The 21,853-nt window shown below is 42.8% G+C and carries 16 protein-coding genes and 1 pseudogene; 5 read left to right on the forward strand and 12 right to left on the reverse strand.

Annotated features, from left to right (window positions below):
* Positions 1 to 346 (forward strand): annotated as a pseudogene (locus V7126_RS06265) (glycosyltransferase family 2 protein); the annotation flags it as partial.
* A 9-nt stretch (positions 347 to 355) separates the two neighbouring features.
* Positions 356 to 1,030, forward strand: a complete 675-nt coding sequence (locus V7126_RS06270) for a hypothetical protein (protein ID WP_046130170.1) — start codon at positions 356 to 358, stop codon at positions 1,028 to 1,030.
* An 83-nt stretch (positions 1,031 to 1,113) separates the two neighbouring features.
* Here the strand turns inward: V7126_RS06270 and V7126_RS06275 are convergent, their stop codons facing one another.
* The 4 genes from V7126_RS06275 to tagD form a co-directional block, all read right to left on the reverse strand.
* A complete protein-coding gene (locus V7126_RS06275; protein WP_438823794.1) occupies positions 1,114 to 3,612 on the reverse strand; it encodes a CDP-glycerol glycerophosphotransferase family protein in 2,499 nt (832 codons plus the stop codon).
* A gap of 432 nt (positions 3,613 to 4,044) precedes the next feature.
* Positions 4,045 to 6,180, reverse strand: coding sequence for a CDP-glycerol glycerophosphotransferase family protein (locus tag V7126_RS06280; protein WP_046130106.1), 2,136 nt, complete (start codon positions 6,178 to 6,180; stop codon positions 4,045 to 4,047).
* A 48-nt stretch (positions 6,181 to 6,228) separates the two neighbouring features.
* A complete protein-coding gene (locus tag V7126_RS06285; RefSeq protein WP_046130107.1) occupies positions 6,229 to 7,770 on the reverse strand; it encodes a glycosyltransferase family 2 protein in 1,542 nt (513 codons plus the stop codon).
* A gap of 126 nt (positions 7,771 to 7,896) precedes the next feature.
* Complete coding sequence (gene tagD / locus V7126_RS06290; RefSeq protein WP_023857183.1) at positions 7,897 to 8,286, reverse strand: glycerol-3-phosphate cytidylyltransferase; 390 nt, start codon at positions 8,284 to 8,286, stop codon at positions 7,897 to 7,899.
* 404 nt (positions 8,287 to 8,690) lie between these two features.
* On the opposite strand from tagD, the gene V7126_RS06295 reads away from it, so the two are divergent.
* Both V7126_RS06295 and V7126_RS06300 read left to right on the forward strand, forming a co-directional pair.
* Entirely contained in the window at positions 8,691 to 9,470 is a 780-nt protein-coding gene (locus V7126_RS06295) for a WecB/TagA/CpsF family glycosyltransferase (RefSeq protein WP_046130172.1), read from the forward strand.
* 19 nt (positions 9,471 to 9,489) lie between these two features.
* Positions 9,490 to 10,653 (forward strand): CDP-glycerol glycerophosphotransferase family protein, encoded by a 1,164-nt coding sequence (locus V7126_RS06300; protein ID WP_335497286.1) that lies wholly within the window; start codon positions 9,490 to 9,492, stop codon positions 10,651 to 10,653.
* Positions 10,654 to 10,683: 30 nt separating this feature from the next.
* Here V7126_RS06300 and V7126_RS06305 read toward each other — a convergent pair whose 3' ends face one another.
* The 8 genes from V7126_RS06305 to V7126_RS06340 all read right to left on the reverse strand — a co-directional run bounded on the left by V7126_RS06305 (position 10,684) and on the right by V7126_RS06340 (position 20,772).
* Positions 10,684 to 13,317, reverse strand: a complete 2,634-nt coding sequence (locus tag V7126_RS06305) for an N-acetylglucosaminidase (RefSeq protein ID WP_335497289.1) — start codon at positions 13,315 to 13,317, stop codon at positions 10,684 to 10,686.
* A gap of 126 nt (positions 13,318 to 13,443) precedes the next feature.
* The gene (manA, locus tag V7126_RS06310) at positions 13,444 to 14,391 is read right to left on the reverse strand and encodes a mannose-6-phosphate isomerase, class I (RefSeq protein WP_175075801.1); all 948 of its coding nucleotides are present in this window, start codon (positions 14,389 to 14,391) and stop codon (positions 13,444 to 13,446) included.
* 143 nt (positions 14,392 to 14,534) lie between these two features.
* Complete coding sequence (gene nrdG / locus V7126_RS06315) at positions 14,535 to 14,981, reverse strand: anaerobic ribonucleoside-triphosphate reductase activating protein (protein WP_046130110.1); 447 nt, start codon at positions 14,979 to 14,981, stop codon at positions 14,535 to 14,537.
* Positions 14,978 to 16,846, reverse strand: coding sequence for an anaerobic ribonucleoside triphosphate reductase (locus tag V7126_RS06320; protein ID WP_175075802.1), 1,869 nt, complete (start codon positions 16,844 to 16,846; stop codon positions 14,978 to 14,980). Before V7126_RS06320 ends, nrdG begins: the two co-directional genes overlap by 4 nt.
* A gap of 175 nt (positions 16,847 to 17,021) precedes the next feature.
* On the reverse strand, positions 17,022 to 18,005 hold the full coding sequence (gene kdgT, locus V7126_RS06325) for a 2-keto-3-deoxygluconate transporter (protein ID WP_046130112.1): 984 nt from the start codon (positions 18,003 to 18,005) through the stop codon (positions 17,022 to 17,024).
* A gap of 75 nt (positions 18,006 to 18,080) precedes the next feature.
* Complete coding sequence (locus V7126_RS06330) at positions 18,081 to 18,692, reverse strand: bifunctional 4-hydroxy-2-oxoglutarate aldolase/2-dehydro-3-deoxy-phosphogluconate aldolase (RefSeq protein ID WP_175075803.1); 612 nt, start codon at positions 18,690 to 18,692, stop codon at positions 18,081 to 18,083.
* Between the two features lie 5 nt (positions 18,693 to 18,697).
* Entirely contained in the window at positions 18,698 to 19,660 is a 963-nt protein-coding gene (locus tag V7126_RS06335) for a sugar kinase (RefSeq protein ID WP_175075804.1), read from the reverse strand.
* A gap of 89 nt (positions 19,661 to 19,749) precedes the next feature.
* The gene (locus V7126_RS06340; RefSeq protein ID WP_046130115.1) at positions 19,750 to 20,772 is read right to left on the reverse strand and encodes a LacI family DNA-binding transcriptional regulator; all 1,023 of its coding nucleotides are present in this window, start codon (positions 20,770 to 20,772) and stop codon (positions 19,750 to 19,752) included.
* A 252-nt stretch (positions 20,773 to 21,024) separates the two neighbouring features.
* Between V7126_RS06340 and kduI the strand changes: the two genes are divergently transcribed.
* Entirely contained in the window at positions 21,025 to 21,852 is an 828-nt protein-coding gene (gene kduI, locus V7126_RS06345) for a 5-dehydro-4-deoxy-D-glucuronate isomerase (RefSeq protein WP_046130116.1), read from the forward strand.
* Position 21,853: the final 1 nt, after the last annotated feature.

A 21,853-nucleotide genomic window follows, 5' to 3' on the forward strand; every position in this document is an offset into this window, starting at 1 on the left:
TTTAGATGCGGATGAGTTTATTTATGGTGATATCAATGAAATAAAAAACAATATTATCCCAGGAAATGTATATCAAATGGATAGACTAGAATATGTGTATTTTAAAGATGTTCCATTTAACGAAAATATTTTAGATAAAATCAGATACAGAAGAAAAAAATACCAATCTGCCAAATCGATGATTTGTCATGATAAGAAGCACTATATTGACTATAAGATCGGCAATGGAAATCATTATGTTTATTATAAAGGGAAGCAAAAAATAAATGGTAAATTAAATTTAAAAATAGCACATTTCCCTTATAGATCAACAAGTCAATTCATTAATAAAAACATTCTGAATTGAATTTCACTTATGTTTAACAAACCTAAACTTCTGAATGCTGAAAGTACAATAGGTATCCATTGGAGAAACTCATATAAATACCTGCTAGACAAAAATGTGAAATTAACTTCTGATGAATTATTTTTATACCTTTATAAAAGCACCGATAAAGACGCTTTTAAAAAGGAATTGATATATGAGCCGTTAGATATTAATAATTTGAATTTAAAGTACACAAATATAGACAATGAAAAATCGTTGGAGTATATGTTAATAAAAGACCTTGAAGCAGCTATAAATCATCTTTACGAAATTAAACATAATAGTTCAGCACAAAATAATTTTGATAGAGCCGTTAAAAATGAAGAAGAAGACGATACCGGCTATATTTATAATGATGTTAAATTGTTAAATAACGCTAAAGTATATGCCAAAGACACTATCCCTAGGATAAGAAGGATTGGAAACGAAGTGGAACTATCAGGTGCGATAAAAGGTATTTCAAACGGAAATGCTGGTGAATATATCGAATTTCCAAAAGATTTAGCACCTGATAGAAACTTCCAATATACAAACGTCTCGTCTCATACAAGCTCTGCATATTGGCAGGTCCAACCAAATGGACGACTAAAGCTTCTAGGGGTTACCAATAAAAATGCTGATGAATTGTCATGGTATCCTTTTCATATTCGGTGGTTTGTTTAAAATATCTCAAAAACCCGAATGAGACATTTACGATCTCCATTCGGGTTTTCTTTTATATTTAATAGCATAGCTTTAGTGTAAGATCAGACTGATAAACTTTGAGATTGAATTTCAATTTCTTCAAAACAAACTTCCCTATAAAACATTTGCATAGCCTGAATATTATAATTTTCGTAGTCAAATTTTTTATATTTCTTTTTATAATCAAGGTCTTTTTGTAATTCGTTTATTTCAGAAAGTGCTTGATTACAATTTTGGCCACTAATTCTTTCTTTTATTGTTAAAACTTTATCTTTGAAACTTTTTTGTATGACGAATTTTTCCATTTCAATCAAAAGGCCTTGAATATTATTTTGAGCAAGTATTCCGTATCCATCTTCCAATATACTCCTAGATCCGGCAATATCAGTAGCAATAATAGGTTTGTTTAAAACTAGAGTTTCCAGCAATACCATGGGTTGACCTTCATGATTTGAAGATAAAACAAAGCAATCTGCTTTATTGATTAAATAAAATGGATTTTTCAATTGTCCTGTGAATATTACTTTTCCTTCAATATCCATTCTTTTAACTAATTCAGTCAATTTCCCCTTTAAAACTCCATCACCAATAATATAAAGTTTAATATCTAAATCGTCATATTTATTAACTAATTGATAAAATGCCTTAATTAATTTCTCTTGATCCTTTTCTGGCGATAATCTTCCCATATTGACGAAATTGATTCCATTTTCATTAGGAACTTTAATGCCTTTTATACTCAAAAGTCCTCCATTTACTTCTTCCTTTTGAATAATATACTCTTCTCCGTCAAATTTTTGAATAGTTAAGTCATGTTTTTCGACAGCATTAATTATTTTTTCTACATTCAGAGAATTATGCACATAAACCAATTTTTCTGAATCTACATATTTTTCTAGGCTTTTGACATTTAAATCCCTAGTATGTTTTGCAACAGACACAACTTTATCAAATAGTTTATAGAGCGAAAAAACAATACCCAACTTCTGTTTATGCTTATATTTCCCATTTATCTTCTTTTTCGTTTCTGCATACATATCATTATGTTGGTATATGCTTTTCTTAGAGAAATCACCAAAAGCCATTATCATTGTCCAAAAAGGTACATAGCCACTAAAATCAATTGCAATATCAATCTTTGCATTCCCCAGCATACGATTGATTTCTCTTTGATAAATTTCCCCGGGGTTTCTTCTTGCAAGTTCTTCAGTATATCCTCTTCGATTCATTAAACCATGCAAGTACCATTCCTTGATTGTTAAATTCATGCTTCCAACTCGATAAACTCTCTTAGTTTTTTCATTTAACCTATTTATATTGTAAGAAGACTCAGAGTCATAGGAACCCTTATCAATTACGACTACATTGTACCTATCATAATCAATATTATTCAATAAATTAATAGCTGAAGAAGTTATCCCGTTATTGAGAAATCCTCCACAATAAATTAAAATATTTTTCTTATCCGGCTCTTTAACATCAAATATACAATCATCTTTTTTTCTATTTTCATCAAAAATTATATTTACTACCTTTTCGGTAGAATCTCCAACTCTTTTTATAAATTTTTTATTCATTTCATGATAAATCGAGTGATATTTTTTTTGTACATACTCTATATTTTCTACATTTTTTGCAACTTCATCGGTTGTTTGACAAATGGGGCCAGCCAGAGTATTAACATCCAGGTACATACCACGCTTTTTTAAATACTGTGTTTTATCATACATAAAATAAATGATGGGTTTATTAGTCGCCATGTAATCAAAGAATATACTTGAATAATCCGTTATTAATATATCTACAATTGATAATAATTCATTTGTATCTATATAATCAGGAATACATTTCTTCATCAATACTTCATTATGTTTGATGTGTTTAAATAAAAGTGTATGTACCTTTAGAATAAGTTGATAATCACTAGGAAGCTTCTCGTTTAACTCTGTAATATGATTGATGAGCTCCTCATTAATATTGGAAACATTTCCAACCTCGCCTCTCCACGTTGGCGCATAAAGAACAGTTTTTTTATTTGGATCAAACTCTATTATATTATCTAATGTTTTTCTTATTTCGTTTTTATCTGTATCAAAAGTTAAATCCATCCTTGGATAGCCCTCTTCAATGATTTCCCCGTTATACAGACCTCTTAAGTCATGCGAGTCTATCAATTTTTCCGAAGTAAACTTATTAGGTGAAAGAATATAATCACAATGCAGAAAGTTTCTTTGAATATTTTTATGTTGCCCAATAGGGCCTTCCATATCTTTACCGAGAGTTTTTAGAGGGGTTCCATGCCAAGTGTTAACGTATATCTGCCCCTCTTTTTTTTGGAAATAAGGAGGGAATGTAACATTATTAATTAAGTATTTTGCTTTAGTTAAATACTTTATATACTCTTCACTATGTACTTTAACAAACTTTACATTTTTTGAATTTTTGTACTTTTCGGCATAAGGGTTGTCCTCTTGATCATTTAAGGCCCAGACATGAGTAAATCTCTTATATTTCTCGTCATTCACTAAAAATTTAAATAATGCATAAGGATTGTCATTCATAGCTTTGCCATGGTATGATTCATAGAGTATTATATTAGAATCGATATCATTTTTTTAAAAATTTACAGTATAATCGACCGAACGTTTAAAGTTAATATTATTTCTATAAGTTCTAAATGGATCTAATAGAAATTTCACTTTTCTTTTTGCTATTTTCACTTTTTTCTTCATTATAATCCCCTTTAATTGATTATTTATAAAAAAATAAATTTTTATGCTCTCTTCAAAATTGACTGCACAAGAACCTACAGAATTAAATCGATTTCCAAGAAAAATAAACATGTTTTCATATCTTTGAATTTATACATGGGAACTATAATAACATAATTCTATTTAAAAGTTAAGACCAATTATGGGACAGTTTACAGGGGGGGAATTACCTAGTTATAGACAAAAGAGCCATCGCAAATGCAACGGCTCTTTTTGTTTCAACTATTCAAAAACCTTCTCCACAACTCGCTCAGACGATTTCCCCGTCTCCAGATAACAGAACTTCTCATAGAAAGGCTCGAATATATCCGGCAGGCGGTAGTCCGGCGATTCCGTTTCCCTGATTTTTTTGATGACTGCGTCCGTCGTTTTGACGAGCGGGCCCGGAGCTTCTTTTTCGAAGTCAAAGTAGAAGCCGCGCAGTTTATCGCGATATGTCTCAATGTCGGGAACAAAGAAAATCATCGGCCGCTTCAAATTTGCAAAATCGAAGAAGACGGAAGAGTAGTCCGTGATCAGCAAATCGGATACCATGTAAAGCTCGCGGATGTCCTCATATGAAGAGAAGTCGTATGCAAACCCTTGGTATGGCTCAAGGTCGAAGTTTTCAGCCACCAAGTAGTGCATCCTGAGGACGATCACATAGTCATCTCCGATTTCCTCCCTCATTTTCGCCAAATCCAAATCAAGGTCAAATTTGTATTTTCCCTTTTTATAAAACTGATCATCCCGCCATGTCGGCGCATAAATGATCACTTTTTTGTCAGCCGGCAGCTTCATTTTTTCTTTTAATGCGCGAACCGTTTCGGCATTGTTGTCCGTATGGAGAAAATCGTTTCTCGGATAGCCGGATTCGATCATCGTTTTATTGAATTGGAATGCACGGGCAAAGATCTCGGTTGAGTATGCGTTCGGCGAGATTAGATAATCCCATTTTGATGCTTCCATCGTGAAATTCTTTTTGTATTTTTCCGTGTTGGTGCCTGGCATATGGACTTCATCCATATCGACGGCAAGACGTTTTAGCGGCGTGCCGTGCCATGTTTGAAGATATGTCGTGTGCTTCGGCTTTGGAATCCATAAAGGCATGCGGCTGTTTACAACCCAATATTCGGCTCTTGCCATGGCAAACAGCCACTTCAGGGTAAACCTTTTGATGTAAGGAATGCCTTTTTCCTCAAAGATATCTGTATAATCCGGATTTACGCTCCAATACATGTCGTAATCCGGTTTGTTCTCTTTCATATATTCGTAAATCGCCCGCGGATTACAGCTGTACTGCTTTCCGGCGAAGCTTTCAAAAATGACGGTCTTCTTTTTGACGGGCAGTTTTGCAGCAAGTCCGAAGGTGAAATAATATGCCTTTTTCACGCCTCTGTCTATTTTCTTCTTCAGTTTATTTTTTCTTCTGCGGAAAAAGGAAACAGCCCTGTTCTTTTTCCCGACGACGAAATAAACAGCCCTTGTTTTAAATGTATAATCATTCATTCTTAAGCGCATCATTCTCTTTTTCTTTTGCGGATAGACATGAAAACGCGCCGGGCCTTTTTCCGTTTCGAGAATCGTAAATTGGCTGTTTTGCGGATTCGCTTTATCTTTCAGCATTAACGCTTTGCTTCGTTTAACGACTTCCTCGCCTGTTTCGGGATCTTTGTCTTTGCCTATAAATTCGATATGAAACTGAAACATGGCAGGCATAACGTTTTCTTCGTAAAGCTTTTTAAGACCGATTCGCACGGTAAAACCGGCATTTTTTTCTTCTTCCAAAGGAAATTGGAAAAGCCTTTTTTCCTCTGAATCCGAGATTTCATTTAACACAAGCCGTCTTTGCTTGACGCCGAATCCTTCACTGTCAAGCAAAAAAGCATATCCCTTAAGCGTCAATTCACCTTCAGGATTTAATTCGACACGCTCAACTTCAGCAACGGCTTTTTTCGTCAGAACCTTCAAAGAAAAGTTTCCTTTTTTGGTCGTATACGGAAGGAAGAAAACTCCTGCTTCATCATCCCGCTTCCAGGAAAGTTCAATCGGTTGAAACTCTGTCTTCATTCTTTTCTTCAGAAGGATGTCAGTCATGTCCTCAGTCATCCGATATGTCGCATAGAAATCAACACACCCCGTCCCTCTGACATGGCTTAAAAGGTCCTCTAAATTGATGACTGTCTTGTATCGCTGTTCTTCTGATCCCCCCACTTTTTCGCAGGGGAACTGCAGCTCTTCCTTTGATTTCCGATTGACTGCCAGCAGACCAATTTCTTCAGCAGGGGCTGAGCTTTCAAAAGAGAAAACGAGGTGGACCTGCCAATCTTTCATTTTTAGATCGATTAAATTGCATTTTATTGCAACTGCATTAACCATAAAATAAGTCTACTCCTCTTTTATCAAATCCAATTAGCAGAACGTTTTTCACTTTATTTTCAAAGAAATATTGCCTTTTACGGTTTTATAAAAAATATACGTTTTTTGATTGATGTCTTTCTCAGATTTAACATCTGTATCCTTTATTAAATTAATTCTTTCATAATCATTATACACAAGATACATGACATATCCACCTGCGCGCAGGTCAGCCAATTGTTGAATGGTCAGCTTCAGGCTGTAGGAACCGTCATCTTCTGCAGTCACGTTGAAATCATGATCAATATTGGCTTTTTCCCTGTGCTGAAACTGTATTCCGTTTATATTGACTCTTTGTTTGCCGTAAGCGGAAAAATTCATGACAAATACATCATCGTTAAATTCGTGGCTGTTTACCTCTGCATACAGCGGTATTTCGATCAGTTTATATGCTTCATCTTTTAAAGGGCCTTCATAGTAAGCTGTATCACCTTTAATGACGATTTTTTTATTAGGCTCCTTTTTCGACCAGCGGAATAATTGTTCGATCTCGTCATACCGTTTTTCTTTCAATAGATCAAAGGCGATTTTATGCATCGGCTTGAAAAACGTTTCGGAAATATCGTATTTTGTTTTCTTTAAGATCCCCAGAATTTCTTTGAACTTTTCATAATACTCTTCTTTGCTTTCGCTCTTTAAGAAGTGGTGCCTGTCAAAAAGACGGGTAATGGCATCGAATTCAACCAGGCGGTTGATAGCCATTTTCTCTATATCTTTGTCCAGTTTTTTACTCAAAACGTATTTCATGACGGCTATGTTTGAGTCTGTTTTTTCTATAATATTTGTCTGTTTCGTCAGTGAACCGTTATTTTCATCCAGCCGGTTCAGATAGTAGACAGGGTCTGTTGTGGTTGAAATTTCACGGCAATTAAATAAAACATCCATGAAAAACTGCTTGTCCTCCGCAAATTTCATTTCAGGAAACCTGATCTTGTTTTCCTTGATAAAATCGAGGCGCATCATTCTAGCGCGCGGGCCAAGATGATAAAAAATGTGCGGAATCGAAAGCGGAGAAACATTCAGTCTTTTCTTCACAGATTCATATTTGCCGATTATTTTTTGACCGCCTGCTTCAACCTGTATGGTTTTCCCTACCGCGTAGTTGACTTGACTCTCTTCTAGTATTTTATATAAACTTAGAATTCCATTCGGGGCAAACCAGTCGTCTGCATCAAGAAACGTGATGTATTTCGCATTTGCCAATTCGATTCCCAGGTTTCTCGGATGGGCCGGCGTTCCGGTATTGGTTTCTAAAAGAACGACCGTGATGTTTCCATAAAGGTCTGCATATTCGTTCAGGATTTCCCTTGAACGATCTGTTGAACAGTCATCAACCAAGATTAAAGATATGCGATGAAAACCGAAATTTTGTCTGATGACCGAGTCTACCGTTTCTTTGAGATACTTTTCCGCATTGTAGACGGGAACGACTACTGCCACTTCTTTTTTCTCTTCTAAAGCATCTCTATTTAATACCTGAAAACCATGTTTTTGAAGAATATCTTCCTCTTTTTCAGTTCGTTTAAAGTTAAATAAACGATTTATATTCATTTATTTTCTCCTCTATCCATAGGAATTTGTGCAATACAAATATAGCTAAACAAGCTCAAAATTACAAGAAGTACTTTTCCTTTTTCAGGAAAAGTACTTCTTGAAAGAACTCTATTTCTCTTTCCATTACAGGCCGGCGATTTCCTCTTTGATCTTTGTCGTCGAAATTCCTTCTGTTCTCGGCAGATAGACGACCTCACAGTGTTCTTTTAAGAAATCAAATTTTCCTTCCCAGTCATCCCCCATGACAAAAACGTCAATATCATGGTCGATGACATCCTGGACTTTCTGATCCCAGCTTTTTTCCGGGATGACTTCATCGACGTAGCGGATGGTTTCCAGGATGAGCTTGCGGTGCTCATAGCTATGATAAGCTTTTTTCTGTTTTTGAAGGTTGAACTCGTCCGTAGAAATCGCTACGACAAGATAATCGCCCAACTGTTTGGCGCGTTCCAATAATTTGATATGTCCCCAATGCAATAAATCGAACGTTCCGTATGTGATGACTTTCTTCATGTTAAATGTACTCTCCTTCCTAATCTATAACGTTCAAAAACAACTATGATTAACTTTCCGAAATTTCTCTATCCGAAAAACACGTATACTCTTCACTAAAAAAAGACAATTTTTCCGCATGTCTTCACTGATCATTTATTATAGCACATTGCATATTAAACGTTAAGCATTGTAAATAGCAAATGAAATTCCAAATTTTGTTTTAAGATTCATCCCGTTTCGTCTGATGTCTGAAGACAGCGTAAAAAATCTTAATCTGCTGTAAAGATATTGTTAAGCTTTTATGAATCATCTATGTTAAAATATACGTTAGACCGATGGAATTTTTGGGCTGTTTTTTTCTTAGACATTTTCATTTCGTTTAAATATAAATTGGACTTTTATATCGGAAGGAGGAGACGATGTTGCAAACAGAGCGAATTTATAACCTGTCATATGTAAACGCCGATTTATCCGGCTTTTTGCATCATCTTGAGAAGTCATACATTAATCAGCGGGTCGGTGCTTATATCGCCACCGTCAACCCAGAAATCGGATATGCAGCTGCGAAAGACAGCAGCTACTGCGACGTTTTGTCAGCAGCGGATTTTATACTGCCCGACGGCATCGGCGTCGTGATGATGTCAAAGCTGACGAATAACCGGTTAAAATCTAGAATTGCGGGATATGATGTGTTTGTCAACCTGCTGAAGATCGCCAACGAAAAACAGAAAAGAATCTTTTTATACGGTGCGAAGAAAGAAGTCAATCAAGCGGTCGTGGACCGCATCTCTTCTGAATATCCGGGCATCAGCATTGTCGGTTATTCAGACGGCTATGCCAAGGACAAAGAAGCGGTGGCCAAACGCATCGCGAAGGCCAAGCCTGACATGGTGTTCGTAGCTCTCGGCTATCCGCATCAGGAAAGGTTTATTTATGAATATAAGCATCTGTTTCCGCAGGCCATTGCAATCGGGCTTGGCGGAAGTTTCGACGTTTTCAGCGGCACGGTAAAACGCGCGCCGAACTTCCTGATTCGCTTGAACCTTGAATGGCTGTACCGGCTTTTGACAAACCCTTCAAGATGGAAACGGATGCTCAATATCCCGAAATATGCTTTTACTGTTCTGAAAGAAGAAAAGGTTCAAAAACAGAGCTACTATCCTGAACAGGTAAAAGAGCGGTCAAAACAAATCGATGCATAGAAAGAGATTAGGCTGAATCATGAATATACGATCTTTGCTCGTCATGTTTTATTCCGGCTTCCTTTCGGTGATCAGCTTTATGCTGGCAAGGGTGAAGCCCCGAAACAGAGCCGTTCTTCTCGTTTCCTTCCAGGATAACGCAAGAGCGCTCCTAAATGAATATGAGGACTCAGGCTGTCCGTTTGAATTGGAAGTGCTGTATACCCGGCATGCGGTTTCTCTTGCTAATGAATACCCGTCTGTTTCATCATGCGTCATCAATGAAAAAAATCCTTTTCATTTGATGCGGGCCGTTTACAGCATGTTCAAAAGCAAATGCGTGATTACGGATAATTATTTTTTGCTGACGAGCGTGCTTTGCAAACGGCCGCAGACGAAGTGCATCCAGATTTGGCATGCAAACGGCGCGCTGAAGAAGTTCGGCCTTGAGGATATCGGAAACCGCCGCAGAACGCCCTCAGATATGAAGAGGTTTAAAAAAGTATACGCCTCATTTGACTATATCGCTGTCGGATCGGAGAAGATGGCAGACATTTTCAGGCGCTCATTCGGTGTAAAGGATGAGCAGATATTGCGGACAGGCGTTCCCCTGACTGATCAGTATTTTAAAATTGAGACACGCCCTTTGGAAACTTCGGGGCAAAAGGTCATCCTTTATGCGCCGACATACAGAGACTATAATATGACAAGCGTAAAACTCCCTTTCTCAAAAGAGCACCTCTCTGAAGAATTAAAGGGAGAATTTTTGCTTTGGGTCAAGCTGCACCCGGCTGTCCGCGAACATGTAGGGCTTGAGGAATATGAAGGCATGATCAAGGACGTTTCAGACCTTCCGTTAAAGGATCTTCTGCATGCAAGCGACGTGCTGATATCGGATTATTCCTCGATCCCTTTCGAATACGCCCTGCTGGATAAACCGATGCTTTTTTATACGTATGATTTAAAGGAGTATGATGAAAAGCGGGGACTGATTGATGACTATGAAGCGGTGATCCCTGGGAAAGCCTGCATCACCCGCGGCATGCTTCTTGAGGAATTAAAGAACCTTCACCATGCGCATGAAGAGGTTAAACGGTTTTCAAATGAGTGGAATGAGTATTCAAAAGGCGATGCCAGCAGGAAGCTGCTCGAGTTTATCGAACAACATATGCTTGAAGGAAAAAAAAGACCGGCCTGTTCCTAATGGAGCAGGACCGGTCTTTTTTGTGCCAGCCTATCGATAAACCGGCACATCATAATACAGCGTATAATCATCAAGCAATGTATAAAGACTGTACATCCTGCTGACCTGCTTGGAAGCCCAGCCGACGTCTGTCGCATATTGATGCAGGGCGTTCGGAGACCATCTCATTTTATAGAGCGTATCCTGCTTGTAGGCCGGATTGTGGATGTACGTTTGGCCGATGAATTTGGCTCCGCCGATAATGGCGGCTTCCGGGGTGAACCAGCCTTGTTCATAGGCGTATTTTGAGCCGTAGTAGAGCGGGTTGCTGTCATACGCCCCGACGCCGTACATATTGTAGACCTTCTTGCCGTTGAATGTCGTTCCTTTTGCCAATTGCGAGGTGCCGTTCCCTGTTTCAAGGAGGGAGTGCGAGATGAGATACAGTTCGTTGATGCTGTATGCTCTCGCGGCATCGATGAATGCCTGGCCCTTTCCGGCTAAAATCCCTTTATTATAAAGGATTTTGGCATTGACTTCTGCAGCGTTCAAACCGGCTGTTTTCGACAGCTTTAAAAATTGGAAGTATGCCGAGCTGTCTTGTGTGAAATTGTCCGGATTGACGTATTTCTCGACTTCTTCCCTGCTGGCGTTTCTCCAGTTCATCCGGATTTTCCCCCAGCCGTTTTCTTGTGAGATGATGTTGACCTTATCGCCTTTTTCAAGCTGGCCGATGATATTTCCGCTTGTGACGCGGGGGGTTGATCTGACATTGAGAACATCCGCAGTTACGGTTTGGTTTGCGGTATTGATGTATGTTAATGAAACATATGCCGCGGCATCCGTTTGCGGGCTGACTTTCATCTGTTTATCAATCATCTGGCTCAGCGTGATTCCGTAATCGGTCGTCATCATTTGCGGACCGTCTTTGATTTTTACGATATTTGCCGTCCAGCCGTAATTCTTTTTGAGTACGCCGGCGGCAGCTTCTGCCCGGTCTTTGCCCGTGAATTGTTCGTTAATGACGACATTGTACAGGCTTGTCGTTTTCGTGTTGTAAGAGGCGCTGACAGCGTTCTTTTTGAAAAAATTCATGCCTTTGTCAAGGCTTGATTTGCTCGTGATCCGGCTTGCAGTGATCTTGTACTGTCTGTAGCCGTATTTCCCTGTTTGCCGGATGGTGCCCGCAATGTTTTTCTTGCTGTAAAACTTGAGGGCCTGGTTCAGCTTGTCCTGGCCGATGACCGCTTCTGACATCAGCTTGTATTGGCTGTAGACCTGTCCTGTTTTTTCCGAAACTGCTTTAATGCCGTTCGTTTGGAAAAAGCGGAGCGCTTTTGCTATTTTTTCTTGTTCGAATACGGCTTCAGATGTCAGTCTGTATTGGCTGTAGATTTTCTTTCCCGTCTGAACTGCTGTTCCCGGAGCGCCGTTTTTGCTAAAGAAATCAAGCCCTTTTTTCATTTGGCTTTGCGAGGCTGTTTCGGATGAGACGATCCGGTAGCGGCTCGTCGTTTTCGTGCCGCTCTTTTGAACAGAGGCCTGCACCTTTTTTCCCTTAAAGAAATTGACGCCTGCGGCTGCTTTGCTTTGTGCTGCAACCTGGGATGAGACGATCCGGAAAGCCGCTTGCTTTGTTCCCGCTTTTGAGGATGTGTAGCGCCACGTTTTCTTTTTGAAAAAAGCTTTTATTTTGTTGAGCTGCTGGCCGTTCACGTTTTTCATAGTGACGACCCAGTAGCTCGTTTTTTTCACCCGTTCAATGCTTGAGGAAACGCCTGTGCCGTTTTTAATCTGTGCGGCAGCATTTTTAGCGCTTTTTTCACCGTTGAAATATCCTGAAACTGCATTGTACAGCTGCTCAGGCCTGCCGGCTGCTTCGTAGGAACCTTTGATTTTCACCTGTTGTTCAAACTGCTTCAGCAGGTTTTTGGCGTTTGCTTCGCCCTGTATGGCGCCTGTTACGACTTTATATTGAACTTCCTGTTTTTTAACAGTCTCAAGCGATCCTTTCAGAGCGGTCTGTTTTCCAAATTGCGACAGCAGTGTTTTCGCTTTGCTTTCCCCGCTTATTTCACCGGAAGTCAGCTTTACCACGTTTTGTCCCGTTCCGTACGGGACGTATGTCCCCTTTAGTCCTGTCTCTTTTTCAAAACGCGGCAACAGGGACTTTGTTTGGCTTTCGCCTTTGACCGGATCAGACACGATCTTGACGTAAGGCGTTTGTTTCCCGGATGATGCATAGGATGCGTTCAGACCGGTTTCTTTTTCAAATTGGAGAGCGAGCTCCTTCGCTTTTGTTTCTCCGGAAAATTCCTTGGATACGGCTTGTACAAAAGGTTCCTGCTTTCCAACAGGTGCGTATGCCCCTTTCAGGCCTGTTGCTTTCCCGAATTGAAGAAGCAGGTCTTTCGTTTTGGCTTCTCCTTCGATGCCGCCCGTTGCCAGTTCATATGTCGTGCCGTTTTTTCCTGATTCTTTTGTACCGGCTTTCCACCCCGTATCTTTTGTTAGTTTTTCGGCTGCTTTTACGGCCTCGGTTTTACTGCTGAACTCTTTAGGTGTTTCAATTTTGTATACGGAAGTATCCGTATATGCTGCACATGCAGGATTTACTGTAAATCCCGCCTGGACGATCAGCAGACCGGCAGCGAAAAAAGCGGCTTTCTTGATGTTTTTGTTCACGTATCCTTTCCCCCTACCCGAGACTCTTAATATATGAAACTCGCTTTCTTTTTTTATCGTCATCCCGAAACGATTTTTTCACAATAAAAAAAGCTTAGGCTCCTTTTTAGGCAGCCTAAGCTTTTTCTAAATGTGTGAAACGATCAATTCGCACGATCCGTCTACGGTAAAATCGTTCGTCTCAGCCGGCAGGATAAAGTTTGTTCCTTTCTTTATACGGTACGCTTCGCCGTCCTGAATCAGTTCAGCATCTCCTTTAATGACGCTGCACAGCAGGAAAGGATGATCCTGCGTCAGTTCGGCGCATCCGTCAATCTCCCATTTGTACACTGAAAAATACTCCGCTTCCACAAACGTTTTAATCGTGATTCCTTTTTGGGTTTCCGTCGACTCGTCGGTATACCCGTCAACGTGCGGCACGGTTGTGACATCGATCGCCTGTGCAAGATGGAGTTCGCTCTTTTCTCCGTTTCGGTCTGTCCGGTCATCATCATAGACGCGGTACGCCGCTTCGGAGTTTTGCCCGATTTCAAGCGCAAGCGTGCCTTCGCAAAGGGCATGGATCGTTCCGCTCGGCACGTAATAAAAATCGCCCGGTTTGATTTTGATCCGTTTCAGGCAGGTTTCCCAATCGCCGCTGTGAAACATCGTGACAAGCTCCGTCCGGGTTCTCGCGGTGTGACCGTATACTATCTCGGCATTCTCTTTGCATTCGATGATATACCAGCATTTCGCCTTTCCCGGTTCATCGTCATGTTCTGCTGCATCATGATCATCGGGATGAACCTGCACCGGCATGTTTTTACTGGCATCAAGAATTTTTGTCAGCAGCGGAAAACGGTCGCCTTCCGTTCCGCCGAACAGTTCGCGGTGCTCGTCCCAAAGCTGGGCGAGCGTTTTTCCTTGATAAGGCCCGGAGGCCGCTACATTCGCTCTGCCCGGTCGGGCGGATACGGCCCAGCATTCACCTGTTAGATCAGAAGGGATGTCATAGCCGAAATGCTCCCTTAAACATGTCCCTCCCCATATCCTTTCTGTGAATTCAGGCTGTAAAAATATCGGTGATTGCGTCATGCAGCCTTCTCCTCCCTTTGTCGTCTCTAATCGCTAAAAATAAAACGCTTTCTTTTTTGTCTTACCCCTTTTCATATTCATTATGACGCTATTATAAAAGAAGTCAATCCCGGACTTATTCCAAAAGCCCGGGATTTTCTGCTTCATGACAGTTTGATGATTCTTTGATTTGAACTGCCTCTGTAGAGCAATGTCAAATCTCTCTTTTTGATCTCGAACGGCCCGTCCACCAGCACATCGCAATATTCCAAAAGGGCGCTGTGTTTGTCATTGTTTAAAATCTGTTCGTACGTGTAGCCGCTGTACAGCCAAATATCTTTTTCAGAGTTCCGTTTAATTTTCTTGGATAATTCGATCAGCTCGGCTGTGTGCAAGAGCGGTTCTCCGCCGGAATAGGTCACGTTTGTCAAAGGGTTGGTCATAATTTCCTCAAATACTTCGTCAATGGTCATGTCAAATCCGTTGTTGATATTCCAGCTTTGTTTATTATGGCAGCCTTCACACATGTGCGGGCACCCCGCCAAAAATACAACGGTTCTTAAACCTTCTCCGTCTACGATGCTGTCATGGATAATGTTCATCACTTTCATTGGTGCTTCACTCTGTCCTTTTCTTCTTGTCTTTTAGCCGAATTCCATTTTGACATATCTCCGACCAAATAGCCGGTAATCCGTCTGATTCTCTCAATTAAAGATTCATCGCTGTTTTTGCATTGCGGGCATTCATTGTCAATGATGCCGGTGAACCCGCACGCTTTGCAGTGGTCGACCGGATGGTTGATGGAAGCGTAGCCCATGCCTTCCCGGCGCATCGCACCTACGATCGTATCCATCGCCTGAACGTTTTTCTTCGGATCTCCGTCGAGTTCGATATAGCTGATGTGCCCGCCGTTGCACATCATGTGGAAAGGCGCTTCTTTTCTGATCTTTTCGATCGCCGTCAGTTTGTAGTGAACGGGAATATGAAACGAGTTGGTGTAGTACACCCGGTCTGTTACATTTTTGATGGATCCGAATTGGATTCTGTCTTTTTTGACGAATTTTCCTGACAGCCCTTCGGCAGGGGTCGCGATCAGCGAAAAGTTAAGCTTGTGCTTCTCCGTTGCTTCATCAGCCTTGTCTCTCATAAATTGGACAATTCTTTTGCCTAATTCGAACGCTTCATCGCTCTCTCCGTGATGTTTGCCCGTCAAGGCGGTCAAAGCCTCAGCCAGTCCGATAAATCCGATGCTGAGCGTCCCGTGCTTGAGGACGTCTTCAAGCGTGTCATCAGGCTCCAGCCTTTCGCTTTCATGCCAGATGCCTTGTGAATACAGAAATTTAAAATCGTGTGCTCGTTTTTTGCATTGAAAAGCGTACCTCTCCAGCAATTGCTTAATGGTTAAATCGAGATAGCGGCTCAAGCGTTCGAAAAACTGCTCGACGCTTTCACTCAGCAGGGCAATTTTCACAATGTTGATTGAGGTAAAAGACAGATTTCCCCGTCCGATGCTGTTTTCTTTCCCATTGATGTTGGACATGACGCGGGTTCTGCATCCCATATAGGCAATTTCGCTTTCAGGCGTTCCGTCATAAAACGGTTCGTTCACTGGAGAATCGATAAAGCTGAAGTTTGGAAACAGCCGTTCGGCGCTCGTTTCCAAAGCCAGCCGGTACAAATCGTAGTTTTGATCTGTCTCGTGAACATTGATTCCTTCTTTCATCTTGAAAATTTGAATCGGAAAAATAGGCGTCTCACCCTTGCCGAGTCCGGCTTTTGTCGCCTTAAGAATGTTCTTGATCAGCATGCGGCCTTCCTTTGATGTGTCAGTTCCGTAATTAATCGAAACGAAAGGAACTTGTCCGCCCCCTCTCGAATGCATGCTGTTGGCATTATGTATGAACGCTTCACAGGCCTGGTATGTGGCATTGTCCGTTTCCTGCCAGGCGATTGCCGTGATCTCCTCTTCGGTTAATGCTGCCGGATACCCTTTGAGCCTGTTTACGTGCTTTTCAAACGTTTTGCGGACGTAAGGCGCCAAGTCATAGTCAAACATCGGAAACGACTGGCCGCCATGCTGCATATTTTGGTTGGATTGAAAAATAATCGAAGCCAAAGACAGCGCGCTCATGATGTCTTTCGGTTCCCTGAGCGAGCCGTGGCCCGTATGAAATCCGCCGTTCAGCAGCTGCCCCAAAGGGATCTGGCAGCAGGTCGTCGTTCCGCTGGCCATAAAATCCAAATCGTGCGGATACAGAAAATTGTCATCGACTGCTTCTTTAATTTCCGGCGACATCAAATAATGAAGCGCATAGTGCCTTGCGCTCTCTGACGCAAACCGGCTCATCTGCCCCATCGGCGAGCGGCCGTCGACATTTGCGTTTTCCTGCATAATATCGTGGTCTCCATAGCCTACAATGTCATGAAACGTTTCCGTTAATTGCACTAACCCTTGCTCTTTATCGCCAGGTGTCATCGTTCCCTCTCCTATCAAACAGCATATATTGTGTTTCTTTTAAAGTAAAAATACTACATATTGATGTTAGCACAAATTTCATTCTTTAATTTTGGCAATTTCGTGACGTTCCCCGAAAAGTCCGGAAAAAAAGCGCTGCAGAACGGAATGTTCCGCGCGCTTTCAGCCGGACGATTTATTTATAGTCAATGGTGATCTGTTTTGGAGGTTTTCTTTGTTTAACCCGTTTTTCGATCCAAATCGTTGCAAGCGGCGTCAGAAGGGAGGTGACGATGACGCTTGTCGCGATGATCGCCGTAGCCGACTCAGCCACCGGGGCGAAGACCGGGTTTGCATCTGCTAAGGCATATGGAACGGCGACTGCCGCACCTGCCGTTGATGATGCCGCCACTCCGGCCACGCCGTCTCCCCTGGCGATGAAACGGTCAAGCAAATAAAGGGAGGCTCCGGACAGGATAACGACTGACACGCCGACAACAATGCCTAAGATACCGGATTTGATGAGCATTCTAAAGTCGAGCGTATTCCCCAGCGAAAATGCAAAAAACGGAATGATTGCCGGAACGACTTTGCTGAATAAATCTCGCAGCTCATGGTCAAGATTCCCGAGTATGCAGCCGATCAAAAACGGAATGACGGTGGCGGCGAGCGTCTCCCACGGAAATGCCGCGAGACCCGTGACCCCGAACGTGACCATCGTCATAAACGGTCCCGACTCCGTGCTGATAAAGGCAAAGGCCCCGGCGTCTTCCTTGCGGCCTAAATGGTTCATCAGCGCCAAATACAGCCCGCCGTTCGTTTCATTCATGACCGCTACAATTGCAAGTACGGACAAGCCCGCGAAAAATCCCGATTGAATCCCTTCGTCAGGAATGAACTGTGCGGCGATCAGTCCAAGCAAAGCGGCAAATCCCACCTTGCCAATCAAGAGGGTCAACCCTTTTCTGGCGATATAGCCGGAAGAACGAAAATCGATGGTTGCCCCCACGCAAAAAATAAATACTCCTAGAATCGGCAGCGTTCCTGTAATCAAGGCACCTGTAAATCCTCCGAAAAAATCTGCCGTGCCCGGAGCAAACGTATTCAGCGCCGCCCCCAAAAACAGCGGAATAATCATCATGCCCCCCGGCACGCGTTCAATCGTTGCTTTAATTTTCATCATTTTTTCTCCCATCTCAGTTAATGACAAAACAAAGCTATTGATCTTGAATCATGATGACGCTGCGGCATATCGTTATTTTTGTTTGGTCCTTTTAAAAATGCGCTGAAGGTCTTCTTCTGACGCTTTATCAAGCTGACTTCCGACCCCTACGGCCAGCGCTCCGGCGTCAAGCCATTTTTCGACATCTCCGGGATGAATGCCGCCGGTCGGAATAAAACGAATATCCGGGAATGGACCGGCGAGATTTTTCATATAGGAGACGCCGGATGTGCCGCCGGGAAACAGCTTTAAAATGCGAAACCCCTTTGACACCGCTTCCATAATTTCGCTCGGCGTGATAACTCCAGGGATAAAGAACGTATGCAATGAGGCAATATCATCGGCCAGCTCTCCTGAAAACCCGGGGCTGACGATAAACTTTGCCCCTGCATCTGCAGCTTCCCGCGCCTGATCCGCGTTGATGACCGTGCCCGCTCCCACAAGAAGACCGTCGATTTTGGCGAACTTTTCGATCAAATTGGACGCTCCCGGAGTCGTGTATGTGACTTCAATCGCAGTGATGCCTTTGTCAATGAGGCGACGTATGGCAGCTTCGGCAGCCTCAGCATCCTTGGCGCGAATCACCGCAATCAGACCGGCATTTGCAAGCTGTTCCTGCGTTTTTTCGATCATGGACATTTCCATCAAAGTCAACCTCCTATTTTTTGATTTTCCATAGCCGCCAAAAACTCGTTCAACCGTTTTCTTGACGGGAGGCCATCCATATCCCCCGGGGCCATGACCGCAAGCGCTCCAATGGCATTCGCTCTCTGTACCGCTTCCTCGATTGGGAGCCGGTCCAAAAGACCACTGATGATGCCGACAGCAAAGCCGTCTCCCGCACCAACGGTGTCTACCACTCGATCAACTTCAAATCCCGGTACATAGCCGCTTTTTTCCTCCGTCCGGTAATAGGCCCCTTCTTTTCCGAGCTTGACGACTGTAAGCCCGACTCCCTGATTCAAATAGAATTCCGCGATTTCTTCAGGGGTGCTTAGACCGGTAAGAAGCTTCCCCTCGCTGATCCCCGGAAGGAACCAATCGGCCATGGCGGCGATCTCATTGATCGTATGAATCATCGTCTCCTGATCAGGCCAAAGCTGGAAGCGGAGATTCGGATCAAATGAAATGGTTTTCCCCTCTTGCTTCATGTGTTTGACGGCATGGCATGTGAATTCCCTCATATCTTTTGACAATGCCGGGGGTATGCCTGTGATGTGCATATGCTTCGCCTGTTTAAAATAGTCCCCGGGATAGTCGAACACGCTCATCGTGCTTGCGGCAGATCCTTTTCGGTAATACGTCACATCAGGATCACCGCTTACAACTTTAGACTTGAGCAGTATCCCCGTCTGCCTTCCCGCCGTGCGTTTGACTTCCGAAATGTCGACCCGCTCTTTTGTCAGTTCGTTTAAAATGAAGGTTCCGAGCGAATCATCGCCGACCTTGCTCATCCAGCCCACCCGGAAGCCTAAACGGGCGAGTCCGACGGCGACATTTGTCTCGGCTCCAGCGAGCGCCTTTGAAAATGATGAAGCTTCATGGAGTTCCCCCGCTTCATTTGCATAAAACATCGTCATCGATTCGCCGAACGTGATAATATCAATTGTCATCTTTCCCCTCCTCCTTCAAATGGTACCGGTTTCAAACCCGGGCAAAAAAACACTCTCCCCTGAATCCCAGGAGGCATGAGTGCTTTTGGCTACAGCGAATGCCTCAGAACCAATTCCGCCTCGAGCTGGATCGTTTGCGGAGCGCTTTCGTCTCCTTCAAGGCGTTTGACGATCCTCTCCATTGCGACCTTTCCCATTTCGTGCGACGGCTGGGCAATGGTCGTGATCCCGGGCCCGATTAATCTGTACCATTCGGTGTCGTCAAATCCGGCAATGCCGACATCTTCGGGTATCGCTGCACCGATTTCATAAAGACAGCTGATGATTTTCAGCATTAGAAGGCCGTTGTTTCCGAGAATCGCTTTTTTGCCTTGATCACAGCCTGACGCCAAAAAACTTTTGACAGACTTCAATAGAACCTCTTTGTCTTTTACATCAACTTCATATATTTGAGGGGTGCGCCCTGCATTTCTCTCAAGGGCAATTTCGGTGTAGGCGGAAGCCCTTTCTACCCTCGGACTGATTCCCGTAATCGGTTCTGTAAACAGGCCGACACGGCTGTAGCCTTTGTCATACATGAGATTGACGATTTGACTGGTGACTTCTCGGTTATTGGTCGTAACCGCATCAAGCTTAAGCCCGGGTACTTTCCGGTCGACTAGCACGATGGAAACATCCTGGCTGATCAGATCCATAAGGACATCGTTGTTTTGGCCGGTTGTGTTGATAATCAGTCCTTCAATGTAATGGGCGTTCAGCTTGTGCAGCATTTCCCTTTCCTTCTCAGGGCTGTTATCCGTGTTGCAGACCATGATGCTGTACCCGTGCTGGTCGCAGACCTCTTCCACTCCCCTCAAGGTTGCAACGGAAAACGGGTTTGTAATATCGGCTACCAAAAAACCGATAAGCTTGCTCTTTTTCACCTTCAGGCCTTGCGCCATCTGGCTTGGTCGGTAATTCAGCTCCTCGATCGCTTTTTTGATGCTTTTGACTTTTTCCGGCGATATCGCATCGATTTTGCCGTTGATGTACCGGGAAACCGTTGATTTCGATACGCCCGCATGTGCTGCTACTTCGTTGATCGTTGCTTTTGATGTTTGTTTATCCTTCATTCAAGTACTCCTATGCGCCTAAATTTGAAACCGATTTCAAAAACTTCATACAATCAGCATACCATATTCTCAAAAATTTGGAATATCTTTTTTTAGATTTCAAGATTTATCGTGATCATTTTTAGAAAAAAGCGAAAACTTTGTTGACGATTTCCATTATTTACTTTACAATTTGTGTTTGAAACCGTTACCAAAAACTTTTCTGCTTCATTCAAGTCAAACCGAAAACGTCCAATCCAAGGAGGAGAACGTATGGAAAATCGTTATTCTGTTCATCCTGAACAGGCAAAACGCTTCACGACCGCAGAACTTCGCGAGCATTTTTTAATAGAGTCATTGTTTGTGGAAAATCAAGTGAATATGTTTTATTCGCATGAAGACAGGGTGGTAATCGGCGGGGCCGTTCCGGTCAAGGAGCCGCTTAAACTCGATGCAGGCGACTTTTTGAAAACGGATTATTTCCTCGAACGGCGCGAGATCGGGATCGTGAACGTCGGACAGGCGGGCGCCGTAAAGGTTAACGGTGAAAAGCACGTTTTGGGGCATAAAGATTTTCTGTATATCGGACTCGGGAACAAAGACGTTTACTTCTCAAGCTTGAATGAAGGCGCTGCCAAATTTTATTTCGTTTCGGCAACGGCGCATCAGCATTACCCGGTGCAAAAAGCCGCGCTTTCCGAACTTCCGTATGATCACCTTGGGGATGAAGCGTCTTCGAATGTCCGCAACCTTTATAAAGTGATCCATGCAGACGGGATCAAAAGCTGCCAGCTCATGATGGGCATTACGTTCCTCGAACAAAACAATACGTGGAATACAATGCCGGCCCATGTTCATGACCGCCGGATGGAAGTATATCTTTACCTTGACCTCGACGAAGATGAGAGAGTGTTTCATTTCATGGGCGAACCGACGGAAACGCGCCACCTCGTCGTCGGCAATGAGCAGGCTGTTATTTCTCCCGCCTGGTCGATTCATTCTGGGTCCGGAACATCGAACTACTGCTTTATTTGGGCGATGGCCGGTGAAAATTATACATTTAAGGACATGGATGCTGTCCCGATGAATGTCATTCGGTAAA

Origin of the sequence: Bacillus sp. JJ675 (genome assembly GCF_036963165.1) — a bacterium.
GTDB classification, from domain to species: domain Bacteria; phylum Bacillota; class Bacilli; order Bacillales; family Bacillaceae; genus Bacillus; species Bacillus glycinifermentans.

What these genes read in the sequence shown, in the direction of transcription:
- V7126_RS06280 (WP_046130106.1), bottom strand. Translation starts at nt 6,180, where the DNA reads ATGGTTAATGCAGTTGCAATAAAATGCAATTTAATCGATCTAAAAATG.
- V7126_RS06340 (WP_046130115.1), bottom strand. Translation starts at nt 20,772, where the DNA reads ATGAAGGATAAACAAACATCAAAAGCAACGATCAACGAAGTAGCAGCA.
- kdgT (WP_046130112.1), bottom strand. Translation starts at nt 18,005, where the DNA reads ATGAAAATTAAAGCAACGATTGAACGCGTGCCGGGGGGCATGATGATT.
- V7126_RS06285 (WP_046130107.1), bottom strand. Translation starts at nt 7,770, where the DNA reads ATGAATATAAATCGTTTATTTAACTTTAAACGAACTGAAAAAGAGGAA.
- nrdG (WP_046130110.1), bottom strand. Translation starts at nt 14,981, where the DNA reads ATGAAAGTGATGAACATTATCCATGACAGCATCGTAGACGGAGAAGGT.
- V7126_RS06320 (WP_175075802.1), bottom strand. Translation starts at nt 16,846, where the DNA reads ATGACACCTGGCGATAAAGAGCAAGGGTTAGTGCAATTAACGGAAACG.
- V7126_RS06275 (WP_438823794.1), bottom strand. Translation starts at nt 3,612, where the DNA reads ATGAATGACAATCCTTATGCATTATTTAAATTTTTAGTGAATGACGAG.
- manA (WP_175075801.1), bottom strand. Translation starts at nt 14,391, where the DNA reads ATGACGCAATCACCGATATTTTTACAGCCTGAATTCACAGAAAGGATA.
- V7126_RS06300 (WP_335497286.1), top strand. Translation starts at nt 9,490, where the DNA reads ATGAATATACGATCTTTGCTCGTCATGTTTTATTCCGGCTTCCTTTCG.
- V7126_RS06270 (WP_046130170.1), top strand. Translation starts at nt 356, where the DNA reads ATGTTTAACAAACCTAAACTTCTGAATGCTGAAAGTACAATAGGTATC.
- kduI (WP_046130116.1), top strand. Translation starts at nt 21,025, where the DNA reads ATGGAAAATCGTTATTCTGTTCATCCTGAACAGGCAAAACGCTTCACG.
- V7126_RS06330 (WP_175075803.1), bottom strand. Translation starts at nt 18,692, where the DNA reads ATGGAAATGTCCATGATCGAAAAAACGCAGGAACAGCTTGCAAATGCC.
- V7126_RS06335 (WP_175075804.1), bottom strand. Translation starts at nt 19,660, where the DNA reads ATGACAATTGATATTATCACGTTCGGCGAATCGATGACGATGTTTTAT.
- tagD (WP_023857183.1), bottom strand. Translation starts at nt 8,286, where the DNA reads ATGAAGAAAGTCATCACATACGGAACGTTCGATTTATTGCATTGGGGA.